This window comes from Marinobacter bohaiensis (assembly GCF_003258515.1).
GTDB lineage: Bacteria > Pseudomonadota > Gammaproteobacteria > Pseudomonadales > Oleiphilaceae > Marinobacter_A > Marinobacter_A bohaiensis.
In genome coordinates this window covers 128,473-148,864 of the sequence record NZ_QGEH01000006.1, presented here as the reverse complement: position 1 = coordinate 148,864, position 20,392 = coordinate 128,473, and the positions used below count along the sequence as shown (strand labels likewise).

At 61.6% G+C, this 20,392-nt stretch carries 15 protein-coding genes; 7 read left to right on the top strand and 8 right to left on the bottom strand.

What is annotated here, in order from left to right; all coding sequences use genetic code 11:
* Positions 1-192: 192 nt before the first annotated feature.
* The 3 genes from uvrA to pomA form a co-directional block, all read right to left on the bottom strand.
* Positions 193-3,060: an excinuclease ABC subunit UvrA gene (gene uvrA / locus DKK67_RS19920; RefSeq protein WP_111498287.1), complete on the bottom strand. Its 2,868-nt coding sequence runs from the start codon at positions 3,058-3,060 to the stop codon at positions 193-195.
* Positions 3,061-3,200: 140 nt separating this feature from the next.
* The gene (locus DKK67_RS19915; RefSeq protein WP_111498286.1) at positions 3,201-4,139 is read right to left on the bottom strand and encodes a flagellar motor protein MotB; all 939 of its coding nucleotides are present in this window, start codon (positions 4,137-4,139) and stop codon (positions 3,201-3,203) included.
* Positions 4,140-4,150: 11 nt separating this feature from the next.
* A complete protein-coding gene (gene pomA, locus DKK67_RS19910) occupies positions 4,151-4,924 on the bottom strand; it encodes a flagellar motor protein PomA (protein ID WP_111498285.1) in 774 nt (257 codons plus the stop codon).
* 308 nt (positions 4,925-5,232) lie between these two features.
* On the opposite strand from pomA, the gene DKK67_RS19905 reads away from it, so the two are divergent.
* Complete coding sequence (locus DKK67_RS19905) at positions 5,233-6,591, top strand: MFS transporter (protein WP_111498284.1); 1,359 nt, start codon at positions 5,233-5,235, stop codon at positions 6,589-6,591.
* 71 nt (positions 6,592-6,662) lie between these two features.
* Positions 6,663-7,211, top strand: coding sequence for a single-stranded DNA-binding protein (gene ssb, locus DKK67_RS19900; protein WP_111498283.1), 549 nt, complete (start codon positions 6,663-6,665; stop codon positions 7,209-7,211).
* A 92-nt stretch (positions 7,212-7,303) separates the two neighbouring features.
* Here the strand turns inward: ssb and ntrC are convergent, their stop codons facing one another.
* The 4 genes from ntrC to glnA all read right to left on the bottom strand — a co-directional run bounded on the left by ntrC (position 7,304) and on the right by glnA (position 12,387).
* Complete coding sequence (ntrC, locus tag DKK67_RS19895) at positions 7,304-8,737, bottom strand: nitrogen regulation protein NR(I) (protein ID WP_111498282.1); 1,434 nt, start codon at positions 8,735-8,737, stop codon at positions 7,304-7,306.
* Positions 8,734-9,804, bottom strand: a complete 1,071-nt coding sequence (gene glnL, locus DKK67_RS19890; RefSeq protein ID WP_111498281.1) for a nitrogen regulation protein NR(II) — start codon at positions 9,802-9,804, stop codon at positions 8,734-8,736. Before glnL ends, ntrC begins: the two co-directional genes overlap by 4 nt.
* A 422-nt stretch (positions 9,805-10,226) precedes the next feature.
* The gene (locus DKK67_RS19885; RefSeq protein ID WP_111498280.1) at positions 10,227-10,775 is read right to left on the bottom strand and encodes a DUF4124 domain-containing protein; all 549 of its coding nucleotides are present in this window, start codon (positions 10,773-10,775) and stop codon (positions 10,227-10,229) included.
* Positions 10,776-10,983: 208 nt separating this feature from the next.
* Positions 10,984-12,387 carry a glutamate--ammonia ligase gene (gene glnA / locus DKK67_RS19880; protein WP_111498279.1) on the bottom strand — a complete coding sequence of 468 codons (1,404 nt, stop codon included), beginning with the start codon at positions 12,385-12,387 and terminating at the stop codon, positions 10,984-10,986.
* A 520-nt stretch (positions 12,388-12,907) separates the two neighbouring features.
* On the opposite strand from glnA, the gene typA reads away from it, so the two are divergent.
* From typA to DKK67_RS19855, 5 genes are all read left to right on the top strand, one after another.
* The gene (gene typA, locus DKK67_RS19875; RefSeq protein ID WP_111498278.1) at positions 12,908-14,719 is read left to right on the top strand and encodes a translational GTPase TypA; all 1,812 of its coding nucleotides are present in this window, start codon (positions 12,908-12,910) and stop codon (positions 14,717-14,719) included.
* 171 nt (positions 14,720-14,890) lie between these two features.
* Positions 14,891-15,862, top strand: coding sequence for a prolyl aminopeptidase (gene pip, locus DKK67_RS19870; protein ID WP_111498277.1), 972 nt, complete (start codon positions 14,891-14,893; stop codon positions 15,860-15,862).
* Between the two features lie 241 nt (positions 15,863-16,103).
* Positions 16,104-16,547 (top strand): D-aminoacyl-tRNA deacylase, encoded by a 444-nt coding sequence (gene dtd, locus DKK67_RS19865; RefSeq protein ID WP_111498276.1) that lies wholly within the window; start codon positions 16,104-16,106, stop codon positions 16,545-16,547.
* Positions 16,548-17,183: 636 nt separating this feature from the next.
* Positions 17,184-18,203: a porin gene (locus tag DKK67_RS19860; protein WP_111498275.1), complete on the top strand. Its 1,020-nt coding sequence runs from the start codon at positions 17,184-17,186 to the stop codon at positions 18,201-18,203.
* A 139-nt stretch (positions 18,204-18,342) separates the two neighbouring features.
* Positions 18,343-19,200, top strand: a complete 858-nt coding sequence (locus DKK67_RS19855; protein ID WP_111498274.1) for a CYTH domain-containing protein — start codon at positions 18,343-18,345, stop codon at positions 19,198-19,200.
* Positions 19,201-19,222: 22 nt separating this feature from the next.
* Here DKK67_RS19855 and DKK67_RS19850 read toward each other — a convergent pair whose 3' ends face one another.
* Positions 19,223-20,389, bottom strand: a complete 1,167-nt coding sequence (locus DKK67_RS19850) for an ion channel (RefSeq protein ID WP_111498273.1) — start codon at positions 20,387-20,389, stop codon at positions 19,223-19,225.
* Between the last annotated feature and the right edge of the window lie 3 nt (positions 20,390-20,392).

Sequence of the window (20,392 nt, the reverse complement as noted above, 5' to 3'; positions counted from 1 at the left end):
TCGGTCAGTAAAAGAACCGGAGCCATAGGCTCCGGTTTTTTTATGTCTGAAGGAAAGTGGCGTGACAGTAGTGAGCAGGCTGCAGGAAGCGACTGGACATCGAGGGATGCCGTCGCAATGCCGGCGGGTAAGACTCCCAGGCGAGTAGGTGCGCGCCTGGCGCGCACCTCTGGAAAGGCTGGTTGGTGACGGTCAGTTGGCGGTCGCGGCTTCGGCCGCCGATGACGAACTCTGTCGGCGCTTGCCAAGCAGCGGCTTGAGGTAGCGACCGGTGTGGGAACGTTTGTTGTCCGCAACTTGCTCCGGGGTGCCCTCGGCGATGATCTCGCCGCCTCCGACACCGCCTTCAGGGCCCAGGTCGACGATCCAGTCGGCGGTCTTGATCACATCCAGGTTGTGTTCGATGACGACGATCGTGTTGCCGTGGGAGCGCAGCCGTTCCAGGACATTCAACAGCTGCTGGATGTCGTAGAAGTGCAGGCCGGTGGTCGGCTCGTCGAGAATGTAGAGCGTCTTGCCGGTGTCTCGCTTGGAGAGCTCCCGCGCCAGCTTGACCCGCTGCGCCTCGCCTCCGGAGAGGGTCACCGCCGACTGCCCGAGGCGGATGTAAGACAGCCCCACATCGATCAGCGTTTGCAGCTTGCGGGCCAGGAAAGGCACCGAGTCGAAGAACTCGCGAGCTTCCTCGACGGTCATCTCCAGCACTTCGTGGATATTCTTGCCCTTGTACTGGATCTCCAGGGTTTCCCGGTTGTAGCGCTTGCCCTTGCACACGTCACAGGGCACGTAGATGTCCGGAAGGAAGTGCATTTCCACCTTGATCACGCCATCGCCCTGGCAGGCTTCGCAGCGCCCGCCCTTGACGTTGAACGAGAAGCGGCCGGGCTTGTAGCCCCTCGAACGCGCTTCCTGGGTGCCGGCGAAGAGCTCGCGGATCGGTGTGAACAGCCCGGTGTAGGTGGCCGGGTTGGAGCGCGGTGTGCGGCCGATCGGACTCTGGTCGATGTCGATGACCTTGTCCAGCTGGTCGAGGCCCTCCAGTTTCTTGTAGGGCCCGTGGGACAGGGTGGTGGCCTTGTTCAGGCGGCTGGCCGCAACCGGATAGAGTGTACCGTTGATCAGCGTCGACTTGCCCGAGCCGGACACGCCGGTGATGCAGGTCATCACGCCCAGCGGCAGATTGAGGTCGGCCGATTTGAGGTTGTTGCCGGTGGCCCCGGTCAGGCGCAGGGTTTTGCCTGAGCCCGTGGCCCGTTGCTCGGGCACGGCAATCTCGCGAGAGCCGCTGAGGTATTGCCCGGTCAGCGATTCTGGCGTGTCGATGATGTCCTGTGGCGTGCCGGCGGCGATAACCTGGCCGCCATGCACGCCGGCGCCGGGGCCGATGTCGATCAGGTGGTCCGCGGCGCGAATGGCATCCTCGTCGTGCTCCACCACGATGACCGTGTTGCCCAGGTTGCGCAGGTGGGTGAGGGTGGCCAGCAGGCGATCGTTGTCGCGCTGGTGCAGGCCGATGGACGGCTCGTCGAGGATGTACATCACGCCCACCAGCCCGGCGCCGATCTGGCTGGCCAGGCGGATGCGCTGTGCCTCGCCGCCGGACAGGGTGTCCGCGCTGCGCTCCAGGGTGAGGTACTCCAGCCCGACGTTAACCAGGAATTCCAGGCGCTGACGGATTTCCTTGAGGATCTTCTCGGCGATTTCCCCGCGACGGCCCGGCAGTGCCAGGTGACCGAAATAGTCGCAGGCTTCCCCCACCGGCAGGGTCGTCACCTCGGGCAGGGTGCGCTCCTCGATGAAAACGTGGCGGGCGCTGCGGCGCAGGCGTGACCCGCCACAGGCCTTGCAGGGCTGCTGACTCAGGTGCTTGGCAAGCTCCTCGCGCATGCTCTGGGATTCGGTTTCCCGATAGCGGCGCTCCAGGTTGGGCAGGACGCCCTCGAACGGATGCGCCTTCTCCATGATATGACCGCGGGAGTTGACGTATTTGAAACTGATCTCTTCCTTGCCGGAACCGTTCAGGACGACGTCCTGGAATGCCTGGGGCAGATCGACGAAAGGCGTGTCCATGTCAACGCCATAGTGTTCCGCGACGCTGTTGAGCAACTGGAAGTAGTAGACCGCGCGGCGGTCCCAGCCGCGGATGGCGCCTTCGGCGAGGGTTGCCTCCGGGTGCTGGACGATCTTGTCCGGGTCGAAGAACTGCCGCACGCCCAGGCCGTCGCAGGTGGGGCAGGCGCCGGCCGGGTTGTTGAACGAGAACAGGCGCGGCTCTAGCTCGCTCAGCGAATAGCCGCACTGGGTACAGGCGTAGAGCGCGGAAAAGGTGTGCTCTTCGCCATCGCCGTCCAGGGGCGCCACCAGGGCGATACCGCTGGCCAGTTCGAGGGCGGTCTCGAAACTTTCCGCAAGGCGCTGTTCCAGGCCGGGTTTGACCTTGAACCGGTCCACCACGACCTCGATGGTGTGCTTTCGCTTCTTGTCCAGCTCCGGCAGATCGTCGATGTCGTAGACGCGGCCGTCCACACGCAGACGAATGAAGCCCTGGGCCCGCATGTTGTCAAAGATCTGCAGGTGCTCGCCCTTACGGTCACGGATGACGGGAGCCAGGATCATCAGCCGGCTGCCTTCTTCCATCGCCAGCACCTGGTCGACCATCTCGCTGACGGTCTGTGCTTCCAGCGGCTGGCCGTGATCCGGGCAGCGGGGTTCGCCGGCTCGGGCGAACAGGAGGCGCAGGTAGTCGTAGATCTCGGTGATGGTGCCGACCGTCGAACGCGGGTTGTGCGACGTTGATTTCTGTTCGATGGAGATGGCCGGGGACAGGCCTTCAATATGGTCCACGTCCGGCTTTTCCATCATCGACAGGAACTGTCGGGCGTAGGTGGAGAGCGATTCCACGTAGCGCCGCTGCCCCTCGGCGTACAGCGTATCGAAGGCCAGCGAGGACTTGCCCGACCCCGACAGGCCTGTGATGACGATGAGTTGGTCCCTGGGGATATCGAGATCGATATTCTTCAGGTTGTGGGTGCGAGCCCCTTTGATCTGGATGGAATCCATGACACTCCTCGAACGGGAATTGGCGAGTCGAGACGGGCCGGGCGGCCCGGAAATTCACCAGTATACCGCGTTGGCTGCCGTGCAACGAAGCCCGACAAACCAACGAGATCATTGGAATGGACTATCGTCCGGAGGGATCACTACCACTCAAGCTGGCCGGCGGCGCCGTCGTCCTGTCCGGCGTCGGCAGGCTCTGGCTCAGGTTCGGCGAAGTCCCCCGTATCGGTATCGTCCATCAGGTCCTGCAAACGCATGCGGGTTTCCTCATGGGATTCCGACAGGTCGATGCTGATTTCTACGCGCCGGTTAAGCGCGCGGTTTTCCGGGCTGGCGTTGGGGACGCGGGGATGGGTATCAGCAAAGCCCTGGACTGTCACGCGACCGGAGTCGATGCCGCCGCCCTGGATCAGTACGTTGGCCACAGCGGCGGCCCGATCGGCGGACAGGTTCCAGTTCGAGTTGTAGCGGGAACTGCTGATGGGGACATCGTCGGTATGGCCTTCGATGGTCAGGTCACCCGGGATACCCTTGAGGACATCCGCCATGCGATACAGCATGTCCTCGAAGCTGTAGGTCAGCTGCGCGGAACCGGAGGGGAAGGAGCCCTTTTCCTCAATCCGGATGACGATGCGGTCGCTGTCCTTGCGCAAGTCCAGCTGGCCGTTGTCCAGCTCGTCCCGAAGTACCTGTTGGAGTTCCTGTAGGTGGCTTTCCACCACTTCCTGCTGGGCCTGCTGGATGCGCGCTTCGGCTTCCGACTGGCTGGTGTTGGTCTCCAGTTCCGGCTCTTCGCGGGTGGTTTGCTGGCGCACCTGGTCCAGTACTGTGGGCTCCGGCTTGCCGGCCGAGAAATGGTCGAAGATCGGGGTGGTGCCCTTGGGGATCTCCAGGGCCGCGACGTCGCGCTGGACCCCGAAGGCCTTGGACAGTTCTTCGGCGATCTGTTTGAACTTGTTGGCGTCGATCTCCGAGAACGACAGCAGCAACACGAAGAAACACATCAGCAGGGACATCAGGTCGGCGAAGGTGACGACCCAGGCCGGGACCCCGGGCTGATCCTCTTCTGGCAGTTCATCCATCGCAGGAACTCCTAGGACGCGGTTTCCGCTTCGCCGTTCTGCTCACGCTTCGAGGGTGGCAGGTAGCTCGACAGCATCTGTTCGATGACGCGCGGGTTGCGGCCTTCCTGGATAGCGATGACGGCATCAATGATCAGCGCCTGCATGCGCGCTTCCTCGGTCATGCGCAGTTCCAGCTTGTCGGCGATGGGGCTGGCGAACATGGTGGCGAGGATGGCGCCGTAGAGCGTCGTGAGCAGGGCCACCGCCATGGCCGGGCCGATGGATTTCGGGTCTTCCATATTGGAGAGCATCTGCACCAGGCCCACAATCGTGCCGATCATGCCCATGGCCGGGCCCACGTCGGCCAGTGCCCGGAACACCTTGGCGCCCATCCGGTTGCGGTCCAGCGTGAGCAGTCGTTCCTTCTGCATGAGTTTTTCGATGGTTTCCGCCGGCTGGCTTTCCAGCAGGAACTGGATGCCCTGTCTGAGGAACGTGGCGCTGACTTCTTTTTCCTCCAGGGCCAGCACGCCCTGTTTGCGGGCAATGTTCGCGATGTCGACGACTTCGTTGATCAGGGCCTCTGTGTCCGGCAGCTTGAAGGAAAAGGCTCTGGAGGCCGCCTTGAACGCACCCAGGAACTGGCCGAAGCTGAACTTGGCCATCACCACGCAGAAGCTGCCCACCAGAACGATGAGGACGGACGGCATGTTGAGGAAGACCTGGCTCGATGCGCCCAGCACGATCGCTGAGCCAATGACCAGCGTGGCGCCGACGAGACCAAAAAGCGTTGCGAAATCCACGGTAAGCCCCTAATTCTGCGTATTTTCGGGTGATGACTCGACCGCTTCGGAAAGCGGCGCTGTAAATGGCAGCAGCGTAGTGCACGCCGGGCTATAGTACGTCGAGAAGCGAACAGACTGAATGCTGTTATGCTTTCCGGACGATCTATTTTGTCAGTAAGCGTAGCTTAACGTAATGGCTCGTTGCGTTTTTCCTGAGCGGTTGACTGAATGACCTGGGCCGTTTGATTTCACCTGCCGGCGGACGGGTTTTTGGTACAATTTCGCGACGTTTCCAAGTCCGATGATTCCAGGTTGATCCTTTCTTTATGAATTCACTCGAAAAACGCTCTATTGCAGCCCTCGCGTCCGTGTATGCCATGCGCATGCTGGGGCTGTTTATGGTGCTGCCGGTCTTCATGCTGCTCGGGGACAAGCTCGAGGCGGCAACGCCGGCTCTGCTGGGGCTGGCCATCGGGGCCTACGGCCTGAGCCAGGCGCTGCTGCAGATTCCCTTCGGCATGCTGTCCGACCGGCTGGGGCGTAAGCGCCTGATCTACATCGGTCTGTTCCTGTTTGCCGCGGGCAGTTTCATCGCCGGTGCGGCGGACAGCGTCTACGGCGTCATCATCGGCCGCGCCCTGCAGGGTGGCGGAGCCATTGCGAGTGTCCTGATGGCGCTGCTCAGTGACCTGACCCGTGAAGAGCACCGCACCAAGGCCATGGCGCTGGTCGGCCTGTCCATCGGTATGGCGTTTTCCGCCTCGTTGTTCCTGGGGCCGTTGCTGGGTTCGGCTATCGGGCTGTCGGGCATCTTTTTCGTGACCGGGGCGTTGGCCCTGGTCGGTATGGTGCTGGTGTTTGGTGTGGTACCCAACCCGGCTGGCCATGCGACTCACCTGGACGCCCAGCCGGCGCGCGAGAAGCTGCGTCAGGTCCTGACCGACGGACGACTATTGCGCCTGGATTTCGGTATCGCCGCGCTGCATCTGGTTCTCACGGCCGCGTTCCTGGTCATTCCGGTACTGCTGCGTGACAAGGTGGGACTGCCGGCCGAGCATCACTGGTGGGTGTATCTGTCGGTGATGGCGGTGGCTTTCTTCTCGATGGTGCCGTTCATCATCATTGGCGAGAAACGGCGCATGATGAAACCGGTGCTGTGTGGCGCCATTGCGATTCTGGCGTTAGCCACCATGGCTCTGGCAGAGTTTCCGCACACCCTGGCGGTGATGTGGATCTGTCTGTTCTTCTTTTTCATGGCGTTCAATCTGCTGGAGGCCTGTCTGCCTTCGCTGATCAGCAAGGAAAGCCCGGCAGCCGCCAAGGGCACGGCCATGGGCGTCTATTCCACGTCCCAGTTCTTCGGTGCCTTCCTCGGCGGCACCATTGGCGGAAGCCTGCTGGAGAGCGTTGGCCCCAACGGCGTTTTCGGAATGATGGTGGCCGTTCTGGTCGTCTGGCTGGGGCTGGCGATCACCATGAAGAGGCCGAGCCATACTTCCAGTTTCGTGGTACAGTTGGTCGATGTTCAGGGGCGTGGTATTGCGGCCGTGGATCAGGCTTTGCGGGGGGTGCCCGGTGTTGAGGATGTGGTCATCCTGACCGATGCCGAGACCGCCTACCTGAAGGTCGATCACAAGCGTTTCGACGCGGCCAACCTGGGGCAGTTTGCCTTTATCAGGCCCTGATAATCACCGTTGAATTCCTAAAGTTGGCCAGGGAAGGCTGGCGACGACAGAGACAGAGTTGGGAGTGGAGCATGGCAAGAGGCGTAAACAAGGTCATCCTGATTGGCAACCTGGGCAACGACCCGGAAACCCGCTACACACCGAACGGTAACGCGGTCACCAATCTGAACCTGGCCACGGACGAGAGTTACAAGGATCGCCAGACCGGCCAGATGGTGCCCAAGACCGAATGGCACCGGGTGGTGATGTTCGGCAAGATCGCCGAGGTGGCCGGCCAGTACCTGCGTAAAGGCTCCAAGGTCTACATCGAAGGCAAACTGCAGACCCGTAAGTGGCAGGGGCAGGATGGCCAGGACCGTTACACCACGGAAGTGGTGGTCGACATCAACGGCCAGATGCAGATGCTGGACAGCCGCGGTGGTGGCGACAACCAGGGCATGAATCAGGGCGCGCCGTCGCGTCCCCAGCAGCAGCCCCAGCCCCAGTCGCAGCCGCAGCCCAACTACGGTAACCAGGGGCAGGCGTCCGGCGGCTACAGCCAGCCGCCTCAGAACCAGGGCAACCAGGGTGGCGGTATGCCGGAGCCTGTGGACGATTTCGACGACGATATCCCGTTCTGAAACGGAGCGCGCCTCGTCGCAGCAAAAAGGGCCCGCCAGTCAATGGCGGGCCCTTTTTTGTGGGCAATGGTTAGCGTCCGAAGCGGACGGGGTTAATCCTCGTCGTCATCCGACGGGCCGTCGGCCATGCCCAGTTCCTTGATCTTGCGGGTCAGGGTGTTGCGGCCCCAGCCCAGCAGTACGGCGGCGTCCCGGCGGCGTCCGCCGGTGTGCTTGAGGGCGGTCTCGATCATCACCTGCTCGAACTCCGGCACGGCCACGTCGAGAATACCCTGCTTGCCGCGCTTGAGCTCCTGCTCCGCCCAGGCGCGCAGGCCTTCCTGCCAGGTCTGGCCGGTCGGTGGGGTGTCCGCCTGGTCGAGCAGTTCCGGCGGCAGGTCGCTGACGTGGATTTCGCGCCCGCTGGCCATGACCGTCAGCCAGCGGCAGGTGTTCTCCAGCTGGCGGACGTTGCCCGGCCAGGGCAGTGTGGTCAGGTATTCCTCCGCCTCGGGGCGCAGCAGTTTGGGTTCGACGGAGAGTTCCCGCGCCGCGCGCTTGAGGAAATGCCCCATCAGGCGCGGAATGTCTTCGCGTCGCTCAGCCAGCTTGGGCAGGTGCACGCGAATGACGTTGAGGCGGTGGAACAGGTCTTCCCGGAAGGTGCCGGCCTGCACCAGTTTCTCCAGGTTCTGGTGGGTGGCGGCGATGATGCGCACGTCCACCTTGATCGGCGTGGTACCACCGACCCGGTAGAATTCACCGTCGGCCAGTACCCGCAGCAGGCGGGTCTGGGTGTCCGCCGGCATGTCGCCGATCTCGTCCAGGAACAGGGTGCCGCCGTTGGACTGTTCGAAGCGCCCCTGACGGGCCGCGCCGGCGCCGGTGAAGGCGCCTTTTTCATGGCCGAACAGTTCGGACTCGATCAGGTCCTTGGGGATGGCGGCCATGTTCAGGGCGATGAACGGATGGCTGGCGCGCGGACTGTGATTGTGCAGCGCCTGCGCCACGAGCTCTTTACCCGTCCCGCTTTCGCCGTTGATCAGCACGGTGATGTTGGAGTGGGACAGCCGTCCGATGGCCCGGAAAACCTCCTGCATGGCCGGCGCTTCGCCGATGATCTCGGTGTGGCGGGTGGCGGCGTCGCTTTGCGGCTCGCTGCTGGCCCGGCGTTCGCGGCTGTGGTCCACCGCCCGTTTGACCAGTTCCACCGCGTCGTCCACGTCGAACGGCTTGGGCAGGTACTCGAAGGCCCCGGTCTGATAGCTGGCGACCGCGCTTTCCAGGTCCGAGTGCGCCGTCATGATGATCACCGGGATGTCCGGGTGATCCTGCACGATCTGTGAGAGCAGGGCGATGCCGTCGATGCCCGGCATGCGGATGTCGCTGATGATGGCGTCGGGCTGTTCCCGGTCGAGACGCATCATGATGCCCTCGCCATTCTCGAACACACGCGTCTGCATGTTGGCCTGCGACAGGGCCCGTTCCAGGACCCAGCGAATACTCCGATCATCGTCGATTATCCAGACGTTGGCCGATTGGCTCATGCTTTCAGCTCCAGAGGCAGGAAAATGATGAAATCGGTCCAGCCAGGGGAGCTCTCGCATTCGACGAGGCCCTGGTGTTGGCCGATGATGCTTTGTGTGATCGACAGCCCCAGGCCCGTTCCGTTGGCCCGGCCGCTGATCATGGGATAGAAGATGTTCTGCAACAGGTCCTGGGGAATGCCCGGGCCGTTATCGATGATGTCGACGCGGCACACCAGCCGGTAGCGGCGGTGGCCGATGGTGAACTGCCGCAGCGCCCGGGTGCGGAAGGTGATGCACGGGGTTTCGTCGTTGCTGTGGTCGGCGGCGGCTTCCATGGCGTTGCGGGCGACGTTGAGGAAAGCCTGGATGAGCTGTTCCTTGTCGCCGGGGAATTCCGGCAGGCTGGGGTCGTAGTCCCGCTCCAGCTTCACGCGGCCCTTGCTTTCGGCTTCCAGCAGCGTGCGCACCCGCTCCAGCACTTCATGGATGTTGGTCGAGCTGAACTGCGGTGCCTTATTGGGGCCGAGCATCCGGTCCACCAGGCTACGCAGCCGGTCCGCCTCGTCGATGATGACCTGGGTGTATTCCTTCTGGCCCTCATCGGACAGTTCGCGGTCCAGCAACTGGGCCGCACCGCGAATGCCGCCGAGGGGGTTCTTGATCTCGTGGGCCATGCCGCGCACCAGGATCCGCGTGGTTTCCTGCTGGGTAAGCATGTCCTCTTCCCGGGTGATGCGCAGCAGGCGATCACGCGGCTGGAGTTCCAGTAGCAGGGTGGCGTCGTCGGCCCCGATCTGCGAGACCGAGTAATCGACTGTGAACCGCGAACCGGACAGCAGGGTGAACTCGGCTTCCCGTTTGGTGAAGGGCTGGCCGGTGCGGCAGGCTTCATCCAGGGTTTCGAAGGCTTCCGCCGAGCCGATGAACCATTCGGTCAGGCGCGTGCCGACCATGCGCGGTCCGCTGGCTTCGAGCAGGTATTCGGCCGCGGCGTTGATGTACTGGATGCGCAGTTCCGCATCCAGCACGAGCGTGGCCGTGGTGAGATGATCCAGTATCTGCCGGTAGACGAGTTCGTTTGACATGATGCCCCTCTTGTTCGGTGCATTAACTGCAAAAAGCGAACCAGTTACGAACGCGGGAGAAGGCGCTGCGCCTTTTTGGTTAGCTCCGGCGCGTCGGGTTGTCGCACGAATGCCGTGTTTCGGTGCCTGGCGGTGGCGGCAATCGGCGTTATCGGTGCAGGCTGATGAGTCGGGAGGCCGTTTCGGCCGTCCCGGTGCGAGCCAGCGGCCTGAATCGACGGCAAATCAGGCCCTGGACGCGCTTTTGGCGCATGGGCGCAGCCGGGTGTTCAGATTGGTTCCCTTATCGGCTGAGGCACCGGGTCAGGTGCTCAGGCATCGACGTCTGAGTCCAGGAGCGCCCTGCTTTAGTACGAATGGTAGGATCTTTTTGGTGCTCATGCACCAAAATAGTGCCCGGTGGTGGCCGGGCACGGGGCGTGTCAGTTGTTGCGGTTGCGGTTAAGAACGGAGGGGCGATGAATGGTGAACGTAATGCTCTGGCCGGACTGGACGATGCGCCCGTCCCGGTCGATCACGTTGACCGAGGCATTGTGGGTTCCGCGGAAGACATTCTGCAGGGCAAATTGTCCGGAGGCATTCTGGCCAATGGGCTGGCCGTCCAGGGATACCTCGAACAGGTGCCCGTTGCGCAGGGCCGGCTGGCTGGAGACCGCGAAGGTCATATCGCCGTTGCCGCTGTGGAAGGCGGTGTCATCTTCTGGTGCATCGAAACCGACACGGCTGTAGGGCTTGGCCGGCGTCTGGTCGTCGACGGACGGCTTTTCCTGCTGTGCTTCGAGCTGGCGCACGTCCTCGGCGTCGGGCAGCGTGACCGTGGTGACCGGCTTGACGTTCACTTCCTCGCCGCCCGACGACGCCTGGTCGGTAAACGTCACGTTGCCCTGTTCGTCGACGCTCCGGTAAACCTGCGCCTGCACGCTGGAGGCGGCCAGGGCCAGCAGACTCAGTACTACAATGCCTCTGTTCACGGGATTCTCCCTGTTCTCGTATTTTTCCCGATTATTGGTCGTTGTTCACCGGCAATGCAACTTCCTAATGTATCTGTGATATGACGAAGATTTCAGAATGTGCGCCGGTCTGCGGACACGGTCTTCCCGGCCGCGCGCTGGCCGGATAAACGGACAGATACAAAAAAGCCCCGCCGGGGCGGGGCTTCTTCTGCAGGCGCGGGAGCGCTTAGCAGGAGTAGTACAGGTCGAACTCGACCGGGTGAGTCGTCATGTTCAGACGCTCGACCTCGGCACGCTTCAGCTCGACGTAGCCGGAGATCATGTCTTCGGTGAAGACGCCACCGCGGGTCAGGAACTCGTGGTCCTTCTCCAGGGTGTCCAGGGCTTCCTGGAAGGTCTCGGCAACGGTCGGGATTTCCAGCGCTTCTTCCTTCGGCAGGTCGTACAGATCCTTGTCCATGGCATCGCCCGGGTGGATCTTGTTCTGGATGCCGTCAAGGCCGGCCATCAGCATGGCGGCAAACGCCAGGTACGGGTTGGCGGACGGATCCGGGAAACGGACCTCGATACGACGCGCTTTCGGGCTGTTCACGTACGGGATCCGGATGGAAGCGGAGCGGTTACGGGCGGAGTAGGCCAGCATAACCGGAGCTTCAAAGCCCGGAACCAGACGCTTGTAGCTGTTGGTGGACGCGTTGGTGAACGCGTTGATGGTCTTGGCGTGCTTGATGATACCGCCGATGTAGTACAGGGCGGTTTCGCTCAGGCCGGCGTAGCCGTCGCCGGCGAAGGCGTTCTTGCCGTCCTTGCTCAGGGACATGTGGACGTGCATGCCGGAACCGTTGTCACCGACCACCGGCTTGGGCATGAAGGTGGCGGTCTTGCCGTAGGCGTGAGCCACGTTGTGGACGCAGTACTTCAGGATCTGTACTTCGTCGGCTTTCTTGGTCAGGGTGTTGGCGCCAACACCGATTTCACACTGGCCGGCGGTACCCACTTCGTGGTGGTGAACCTCGATTTCCAGACCCATGGACTCCATGGCCGCGCACATGGCGCCACGCAGGTCGTGCAGGCTGTCTACCGGCGGAACCGGGAAGTAGCCGCCTTTAACGCCCGGACGGTGACCGATGTTGTTGCGGTCGAAATCCTCGCCGGAAACCCAGGCGGCTTCTTCGGAGTAGATTTCGTACATGGAACCCTGCATGTCGGTGTTCCACTTGACGGAGTCGAATACGAAGAATTCCGGCTCCGGGCCGAACAGGGCGCCGTCGGCGATGCCGGTGGACTTCAGGTATTCCTCGGCGCGACGCGCAACGGAGCGTGGATCACGCTCGTAGCCCTGCATGGTGGAGGGCTCGACGATGTCGCAGGTCAGGTTCAGCGTGGTTTCTTCGGTGAACGGGTCGATGACGCCGGTTTCGTCGTCCGGCATCAGGATCATGTCGGACTCGTTGATGCCTTTCCAGCCGGCGATGGAAGAGCCGTCAAACATCTTACCGTCGCTGAAAAAGTCTTCATCAACCTCGGAAGCGGGCAGGGTCACGTGCTGCTCTTTGCCGCGGCTGTCGGTAAACCGCAGGTCAATCCACTTCACTTCGTGTTCTTTGATCAGGTCAAGCGTCTTGGACATTACGCATACTCCGTCAGTTTATGTCTTATTTGGAGCCGGTTCGGCTGGTCGACCTCACTCAGCGTCCGATTCATTCGACAGGCGCAGGCAGCTTAGCAAAAACAGCTGCGGCCGTGCCCGAAATTTCGGCTGCAACAGGTTAAGCAAAGCGCTTGCCAATCGCGGCGAATTCGGTCGATGCTGGTGCAGTGTGGGCATTTAGAGGGCGATTTCAGGGAGCGGTTCCGCGACTCTGGCAGGGTGTCTGGTGCTTTTTGTGTTCTTAAATGGTGCGCAAGCAGGTGTTGTTGCACCAAATGTGTGCGGTAGATCTGGAGGCCAGGGATCCGGCGAGAGCGTTGCTCACAATTTGAACGTAGTTACGGTCACCGGTTTTCGATATACTGCGCGCGCCTGACGTCCGGCTGCCGTATCATGGTGGCCTGGACCCCTACATTTCCCGATTTGAGATGGCATGCCGGGCGGCTCGACCGCCTTTTATGATCCTTCTCAGGTCATACGCATGTCTCAGGATTGTTTTGTGATCGAAAAACGTCGAAATATTGCCATCATTGCCCACGTCGACCACGGTAAGACGACGCTGGTCGATAAGCTGCTGGACCAGTCCGGCACACTGGACCGCAAGGAAACCGGTTCCGAGCGGATCATGGATTCCAACGACCAGGAAAAAGAGCGGGGCATCACCATCCTCGCCAAGAACACCGCCATCCGTTGGAACGAATACCAGATCAACATCGTGGACACCCCGGGCCACGCCGACTTCGGCGGCGAGGTTGAGCGGGTCATGTCCATGGTCGATTCCGTGCTGCTGCTGGTGGATGCCGTCGACGGCCCCATGCCGCAGACCCGCTTCGTCACCCAGAAAGCCTTCGACCAGGGCCTGCGTCCGATTGTCGTGGTGAACAAGGTGGATCGTCCCGGCGCGCGTCCGGACTGGGTCATCAACGAAGTGTTCGACCTTTTCGACCGCCTCGGCGCAACCGACGAACAGCTGGATTTCCCGATCATCTATGCCTCCGCCATTAACGGCATCGCCGGCCCGGAAGCCGACGAGCTGGCGGACGACATGACACCGCTGTTCGAAGCGATCGCCGCAAATGTGCCGGCGCCGGATGTCGATGTCGAAGCGCCGTTCCAGATGCAGATCTCCCAGCTGGACTACGACAGCTACGTGGGCGTTATTGGCATCGGTCGCATCACCCGCGGTACGCTGCGCCCGGGCCAGCAGGTGGCGGTTGTGGACCGCAATGGCGACAAGCGCAACGCCAAGGTTCTGGAAGTGAAAGGCTTCCACGGCCTGCAGCGTATTCCGGTCGACCAGGCCAGTGCTGGCGACATCGTCTGCATCAGCGGCATCAGTGAACTGTTCATCTCGGACACCCTGTGCGATCCGCAGAATCCGGAAGCCCTGCCGGCCCTGACCGTCGACGAGCCCACCGTGAGCATGACGTTCCAGGTGAACGATTCTCCGTTCGCCGGCAAGGAAGGCAAGTTCGTCACCAGCCGCAACATCAAAGAGCGCCTGGACAAGGAGCTGCTGCACAACGTGGCGCTGCGCGTGGAACCGGGTGACACGGCCGAGAAATTCAAGGTCAGCGGCCGCGGCGAGCTGCACCTGTCGGTGCTGATCGAGAACATGCGCCGGGAAGGTTTCGAGCTGGGTGTGTCCCGGCCGGAAGTGGTCCAGCGCGAAATCGACGGTGAGTTGCAGGAGCCGTACGAGTTTGTCGTGATCGACGTCCAGGATGAGCACCAGGGCTCGATCATGGAAGTCATGGGGCTGCGCCGCGCCGAGCTGAAGAACATGGTGCCGGACGGTCGCGGCCGTACCCGCCTCGAGTTCATCATGCCGGCCCGCGGTCTGATCGGTTTCCGTAACCAGTTCCTGACCATGACGTCAGGCTCCGGCATCCTGACCAACGTCTTCGACCACTACGGTCCGGTCAAGGGCGGTGACATCGAACACCGCAACAACGGCGTGCTGGTGTCCATGGTCGACGGCAAGGTCCTGGGCTACGCCCTGATGACCCTGCAGGAGCGCGGTCGCCTGTTCGTTGAGCCGGGTACCGAAGTCTACGAAGGTATGATCATCGGCATCCATAACCGGGACAACGACCTGGTGGTGAATCCGACCAAGGCCAAACAGCTGACCAACGTCCGTGCCTCCGGTACCGATGAAAACGTCATGCTGACGCCGCCGGTCCGCCAGACGCTGGAACAGGCGCTGGAGTTCATCGACGACGATGAGCTGGTGGAAGTGACGCCGGAATCCCTGCGCATCCGCAAGAAGCTGCTCAAGGAAAACGAGCGCCGTCGCGCCCACAAGAAGTAAGTCCGGCCCGATGGGCTGAGCATCATGCCCGTCGAATGCGGAGCCGGCATCGACCGGCTTTGCTGACCACCCTCCCGCGCTCGCGGTGAGGGTGGCATTTCCCGCCTGTATCCCCTAAATTCAGACCATTCGTAGCATCCCTTTTGTTAGCCCGTCACGAGCAGGTGCGCCATGCTGTCGCTGTATCCCGAGATCAAGCCCTACGCCGAACACCGACTCAAGGTCGATCCGCCTCACGAACTCTATATAGAGGAAAGCGGCAATCCCGATGGCATTCCGGTGGTGGTGGTCCACGGCGGGCCAGGTGGTGGCTGCGAGGATTACTATCGGCGTTTCTTCGATGCCGAGCGCTTCCGCATCATTCTGTTCGACCAGCGCGGCGCCGGTCGCTCGACGCCGCTGGCTGAGCTGGAGGGCAATGACACCCAGGCGCTGGTAGCCGACATGGAGTGCATTCGCCAGTTCCTGGGGATCGAGCAATGGGCGCTGTTCGGTGGCAGTTGGGGATCGACGCTCAGTCTGGCGTACGCGCAAACCCATCCGGAATGCGTGCTTGGGCTGATTCTGCGCGGCATTTTCCTGTGCCGTCCGCAGGACATCCGCTGGTTCTACCAGGAAGGGGCCGGGCGCATCTTCCCGGATTACTGGGAGGACTACGTTTCGCTTATTCCTGAGGCTGAGCGCGGTGATATGGTGGGCGCCTACTATCGCCGGCTGACCAGCGTCAATGAGCTCGAGCAGATGCAGGCGGCCAAGGCCTGGTCCGTGTGGGAAGGGCGTTGCGCGACGCTGCACCCCAATCCGCGAGTGGTGGAGCATTTCGGACACCCGCACGTTGCCATCGCCCTGGCCCGGATCGAGTGTCATTACTTCATGAACAATGCTTTCCTGGAGCCGGATCAACTGGTGCGCGATGCCGGTCGGCTGGCGGGTATTCCCGGCTATATTGTCCACGGACGCTACGACATGGTGTGCCCGCTGGACAACGCCCACGCCCTGCAGCAGGCATGGCCGGACGCCGAGTACTCGATTATCCGCGATGCCGGGCACTCGGCTTCGGAACCGGCCATCGTCGATGCCCTGATGCGGGCCTGTGAGAAGCTGGCCGAACGTTATGCGGAACGGCACGAGCGGCCCGTCTGACAGTCCGGCGCGGATTCCCTTGGCGGCCGGGTGCCGGGCCCCGGCGCCGGGGCCTGGAAGGTGGCTGGTTGGTCTTTGTGCAGTGCGGCTCTTTTGTCTAAATATGTAAACGCAGCTTGCCCACCCGAATCCCGGTAATTAGAATCCACAGCTGTTTGATGTCGTTTCTGTCACGGGTCTGTCACAATAAATCCCCGGACAGGAATGTTACCGGCCGAAGGCAAAGGGAACAGGCGTCGCTTTGAAAGCTCTTATCCAGCGGGTCAATCACGCCAATGTGGATGTGGACGGTTGCTCCGTCGGCCGCATTGGTAGCGGCATCCTTGTTTTCCTGGGCGTCGAGCACGACGACACCGACCAGACGGCCGAGCGACTTGGCCAGCGCATCCTCAACTACCGCATATTTGCCGACGCCTCCGGGCGCATGAATCTCAGCCTGCTGGACGCCGGCGGCAGTCTCCTCGTGGTTCCCCAGTTTACACTGGCCGCCGATACCCGGAAGGGCCAGCGCCCCAGCTTCTCCTCCGCGGCGGTGCCTGAGCAGGGGCGGGCGCTTTTCCGCCAGTTTGTCGACTGTGCCCGGAAAATCCTGGGTGACGAGCGCGTGGCAACGGGCGAATTCGGTGCGGATATGGCTGTGAGCCTGGAGAACGACGGGCCGGTCACCTTTATGCTTGAGGCCTGAGAGCATGCTGTCGTGAGCTGAAGCAAGTGGTGGTGGCGCTGTCACGCGAATGTCACGATCGACGTGATTCAATGCGGCGCAGCCGAGTGTGGTTAGTCGGATGGTAGTACTTGAATGACTCAACAATTGTGCTACTTTTCGGGACTTTCGGGTGATGAGCTTAAACGGTGCGCACAAAATGGTAATGCTTCACGGTGAAGCAGCCTGAAAAGCGCCGGGATTCAGGTCTTTTGGTTAAGTTTATGAAAATAATTCGGTTTTTCGAGTTGGCCTGAAACTTGTTGGCGAGCGTTAAAAATGGGCTCGGCGGGATGCCTAAAAAATCGCCAAGAAAAATTTGCAAAATAAGATTGAGTGTATTAAAACCTTGTCATCATGCGACGCTTTAACTAAGCGGCGTAAGTGACTGACCTTGAAGGTGTAGCGTGTATCTGACTTCGGCAGGAGCTGATGCGATGCAAGGCCGCCGTCAGGGAGCGAAATCAACACATGTCCAACGCTTTGATTCTGAAGTCATTCGGGATTAACAGAACTGACATGTTTGATTCACATAATGGGTCCGTCCAAGGGTCCAACACTAAAAACGGGTCAAACCCGCGGCTAAAACCTGAGTTAACTCAAGAAGGAAGACGCAACATGAAAAAGACTCTGATCGCATCTGCTGTAGCGGCGGCTACGTTCACCTCCGGTGCAGCGATGGCACAGGAATCCAACCTGCCGACCGTTTACGGTAACATCCAGCTGGTTGAGCGCTACGTTGACTCCGACGTAAGCGGCCACAACCACTACGGCATCGACGACAACGGTTCCACCATCGGCGTGAAGCACAGCGCCGAAATCGTACCGGGCATCGAAGCCTTCGGTAAGATCGAACTGGAAGGCATCGACGCGGACAACAAAGACACTGGCGGCGACAACGCTGGCGCTACCGAGCTGGACGAAGCCTACATCGGTATCCGTGGCGACAGCTTCGGTCAGGTCTGGGTCGGCTCTGACGACTCCCAGTACGAAGCCCTGATCGGCGACTACAGCAACTGGATCTACGAAGTAGGTGCCAACAACCTGGCCGCTGACTTCACCACTGGCGAAGGCGACCTGATCCAGTACGTGACCCCGAGCTTCGGCGGCTTCACCTTCCACTCTGCCGTTCAGGTTCGCGCTGACTCTGACGACGTAACCGGTAACGGTGAAAACGAATACCCGTACCAGCTGGCCGTCCAGTACGCCATGGACAACCTGACCGTTGCCGTTGCGATGGACTCCAACGACAGCTCCGCTGACGAAAGCAACGAAAACACCTACGGTGTTAGCGCGACTTACGTCATCGACAACCTGGCCCTGAACGCGTTCTACAGCTCTCGTAAGGGTGTAGACCTGGGTGACGACGCTACTAGCGACTTCGGTGCCGAAGGTCAGGACCTGCTGGGTGTAATGGGTACCTACACTCTGGGCGCCAACAGCTTCCGTGCTTCCTACGAGTACGGTGAAGAAGACGAAGGCAGCCTGGAAAGCGACGTTATCACTCTGCAAGCTATCCACAACCTGAACGACAACATGTACGTTTACGTTGAAGCCCTGCAGCGCAACAACGAAGCTGACTACCAGGACGACGAAGAAATCAACGAACTGAACGTTGGTGCTGTTTACTACTTCTAATATCGCTTAGAAGCAGTACTTCGTACGGAAACCGGCAACCTTCGGGTTGCCGGTTTTTTTGTGCCCGGAGAAAACCGGCGATATCCTGATAACCACCTTTGTCGAACACCTTGTGATTGAGCAAACGCAGTGGAGCCCTATGGCCGAAGAGCTGGAAATCAAACTGACCCTCGGTAACGGGGGCGAGCAGGCCGTCCTGGATTGGCTTGCCGGGCAGGGCGGCGCCGAGCCTGGCCGCAAGCACCTGGTCAACCGTTATTACGACACGCTGGACCAGGCCCTGAACGGTGAGCGGGCGGCCTTGCGGGTGCGCCAGGCCGACACCCATTACATCCAGACCCTGAAAACCCAGGGCCACTTTGTCGACGGCGCCCATCGCCGGGAAGAGTGGGAGTGGCCGCTGCCGGGCCCCGATCTGAATCTCGGTCTGCTGGCGGACACGCCGGTGGCGGAGCGGGTGAATCTGGCGGCGCTGGCGGTGGTGTTCGAGACCAATTTCGATCGCCGCATCCAGATGCTGGATTCAGAACAGGCGTCGGTGGAGTGCGCCCTGGATATCGGCCGTATCCTGGCCGGAGACCGGCATCGACCGCTGGCGGAAGTGGAGTTTGAACTGAAGTCAGGCTCAAGCAGCGCTCTGCTGGCCTGGGCTGAGCGCCTGGCGCAACGGGTACCGCTGTTCCTGAACCTGGTCAGCAAGGCGGAGCAGGGCTACTGGTTGGCGGGGCTGGGCACACCGAATGCCGAGGCGGTGGGGGACGATTCCCTGACCGCGTTCCTGCGGGCGCTGAGTGTGCACTGGCTGACCGGTGAGGCCGGGGATGCTCTGACCCGATCGCTGGCGGGCATCAGGCAGGATGCTGCAGAGGCGGGGCTGGAGGCCGAATGGCGCTGGCTGGAGGGCGCGTTGAAGCAGCCGGCCCGCGAATGGTTGTTCGAGCCCGGTTTGATCCGGCTCCAGTTGGGCCTGTTGGCGAGGCAGGTGGCGGTCGGCTGACCGCCAATGCCGGCGGCGCGCTTTATTCCACCTTCGACGTATCGGCGCTTTCGGGGTCGGACTGCAGCTTGTGCCAGCGTTCCAGGAAGCTGCGGTACCGGCCCAGGGCGTCGATCAGCTCTTCCACCGGCGGCGTATGGCTGGATTTCACCAGCACGATCAGACCTCGCCCTTCCACTTCCTCTTCCGGTTCCGGGTGGCACACGGTCTGGTCCTCGTTATCGATGTAGGCCAGTGCGGTGCCGATGCCGTGGCGGATCAGGGCGCTGACGATGTCCGCCCAGGTCAGGTCGTCGAGATCCAGCTCGTAACGGTGCGGGTGGTCGTGCTGATAGTTGAACAGATCCTCCAGCACCTTTTCCGATCCCGGCGAGATGACCGCCCGCACCATGATTTCCGGATAAGTGCGCACCGGCCGGATCACGGTGCGAATCCCCAGCTCGGTGTAACGGGAGCGGTCCTCGTCGCGTACGCATTCCAGAGTGACCCGGTGCCCCAATTGCAGGTCGCTGAGCCGGTGGGCGATGTTGAACGTCACGCTGTCTGAATCCGGGTCCGCCTCGTCCGGTGCCAGCACGATGATATAGCGCGCGTCGATCACATTGACCGCCCGCAGGGCCTGGGGATCGTTGCCGGAGCCGTGGTAGTGCACCAGCCCCGCGTCGCGCAGCTCCGGCGGCAGGCCTTCGGGAAATTTCTGGGTGAGGATCTGGATCGGAATGCTCTCGTAGCCGGGCACCGCTCGAATCTGGCTCGACAGCCGCATGAAGTACTGGTGCCCGCCGTGCATCGGGGTGTTGATGATGACGATGTGGTTCTTCATTTTGTACCTCCAGCGGCCGGTCAGGATGCGTTCGCGGCGATAGAACCGGTATTCGATGTAGTCGCTGACGATCAGTGTCAGCACCGTGATGGCCATGATGTACATCACGGCGATGGTAATCAGGCGGCCGGCGGGTGTGGCCGGTGAGATGTCGCCGTAGCCCACCGTCGCCAGGGTGGTGAAGGACAGCCAGACCGCGTCGATCAGGGGCAGGCCCTCGGCAAGCATCATCGACAGGATATGGATTACTACCAGCGCGAGGAGCAGGGAGACCAGCCGCTTGAGCCGTTGGCGGATCACGCCCGACATGGGAAGATGGGTGAAATGGTGCTCAGCGGTAATGGCTCGTCTGTCTTTATTGAGCATTGT

Bases quoted from the DNA above. Each gene is read 5' to 3' on its own strand.
- uvrA (WP_111498287.1), bottom strand. From the start codon at position 3,060: ATGGATTCCATCCAGATCAAAGGGGCTCGCACCCACAACCTGAAGAAT.
- DKK67_RS19915 (WP_111498286.1), bottom strand. From the start codon at position 4,139: ATGGATGAACTGCCAGAAGAGGATCAGCCCGGGGTCCCGGCCTGGGTC.
- DKK67_RS19905 (WP_111498284.1), top strand. From the start codon at position 5,233: ATGAATTCACTCGAAAAACGCTCTATTGCAGCCCTCGCGTCCGTGTAT.
- ssb (WP_111498283.1), top strand. From the start codon at position 6,663: ATGGCAAGAGGCGTAAACAAGGTCATCCTGATTGGCAACCTGGGCAAC.
- ntrC (WP_111498282.1), bottom strand. From the start codon at position 8,737: ATGAGCCAATCGGCCAACGTCTGGATAATCGACGATGATCGGAGTATT.
- glnL (WP_111498281.1), bottom strand. From the start codon at position 9,804: ATGTCAAACGAACTCGTCTACCGGCAGATACTGGATCATCTCACCACG.
- glnA (WP_111498279.1), bottom strand. From the start codon at position 12,387: ATGTCCAAGACGCTTGACCTGATCAAAGAACACGAAGTGAAGTGGATT.
- pip (WP_111498277.1), top strand. From the start codon at position 14,891: ATGCTGTCGCTGTATCCCGAGATCAAGCCCTACGCCGAACACCGACTC.
- DKK67_RS19860 (WP_111498275.1), top strand. From the start codon at position 17,184: ATGAAAAAGACTCTGATCGCATCTGCTGTAGCGGCGGCTACGTTCACC.
- DKK67_RS19855 (WP_111498274.1), top strand. From the start codon at position 18,343: ATGGCCGAAGAGCTGGAAATCAAACTGACCCTCGGTAACGGGGGCGAG.
- DKK67_RS19850 (WP_111498273.1), bottom strand. From the start codon at position 20,389: ATGCTCAATAAAGACAGACGAGCCATTACCGCTGAGCACCATTTCACC.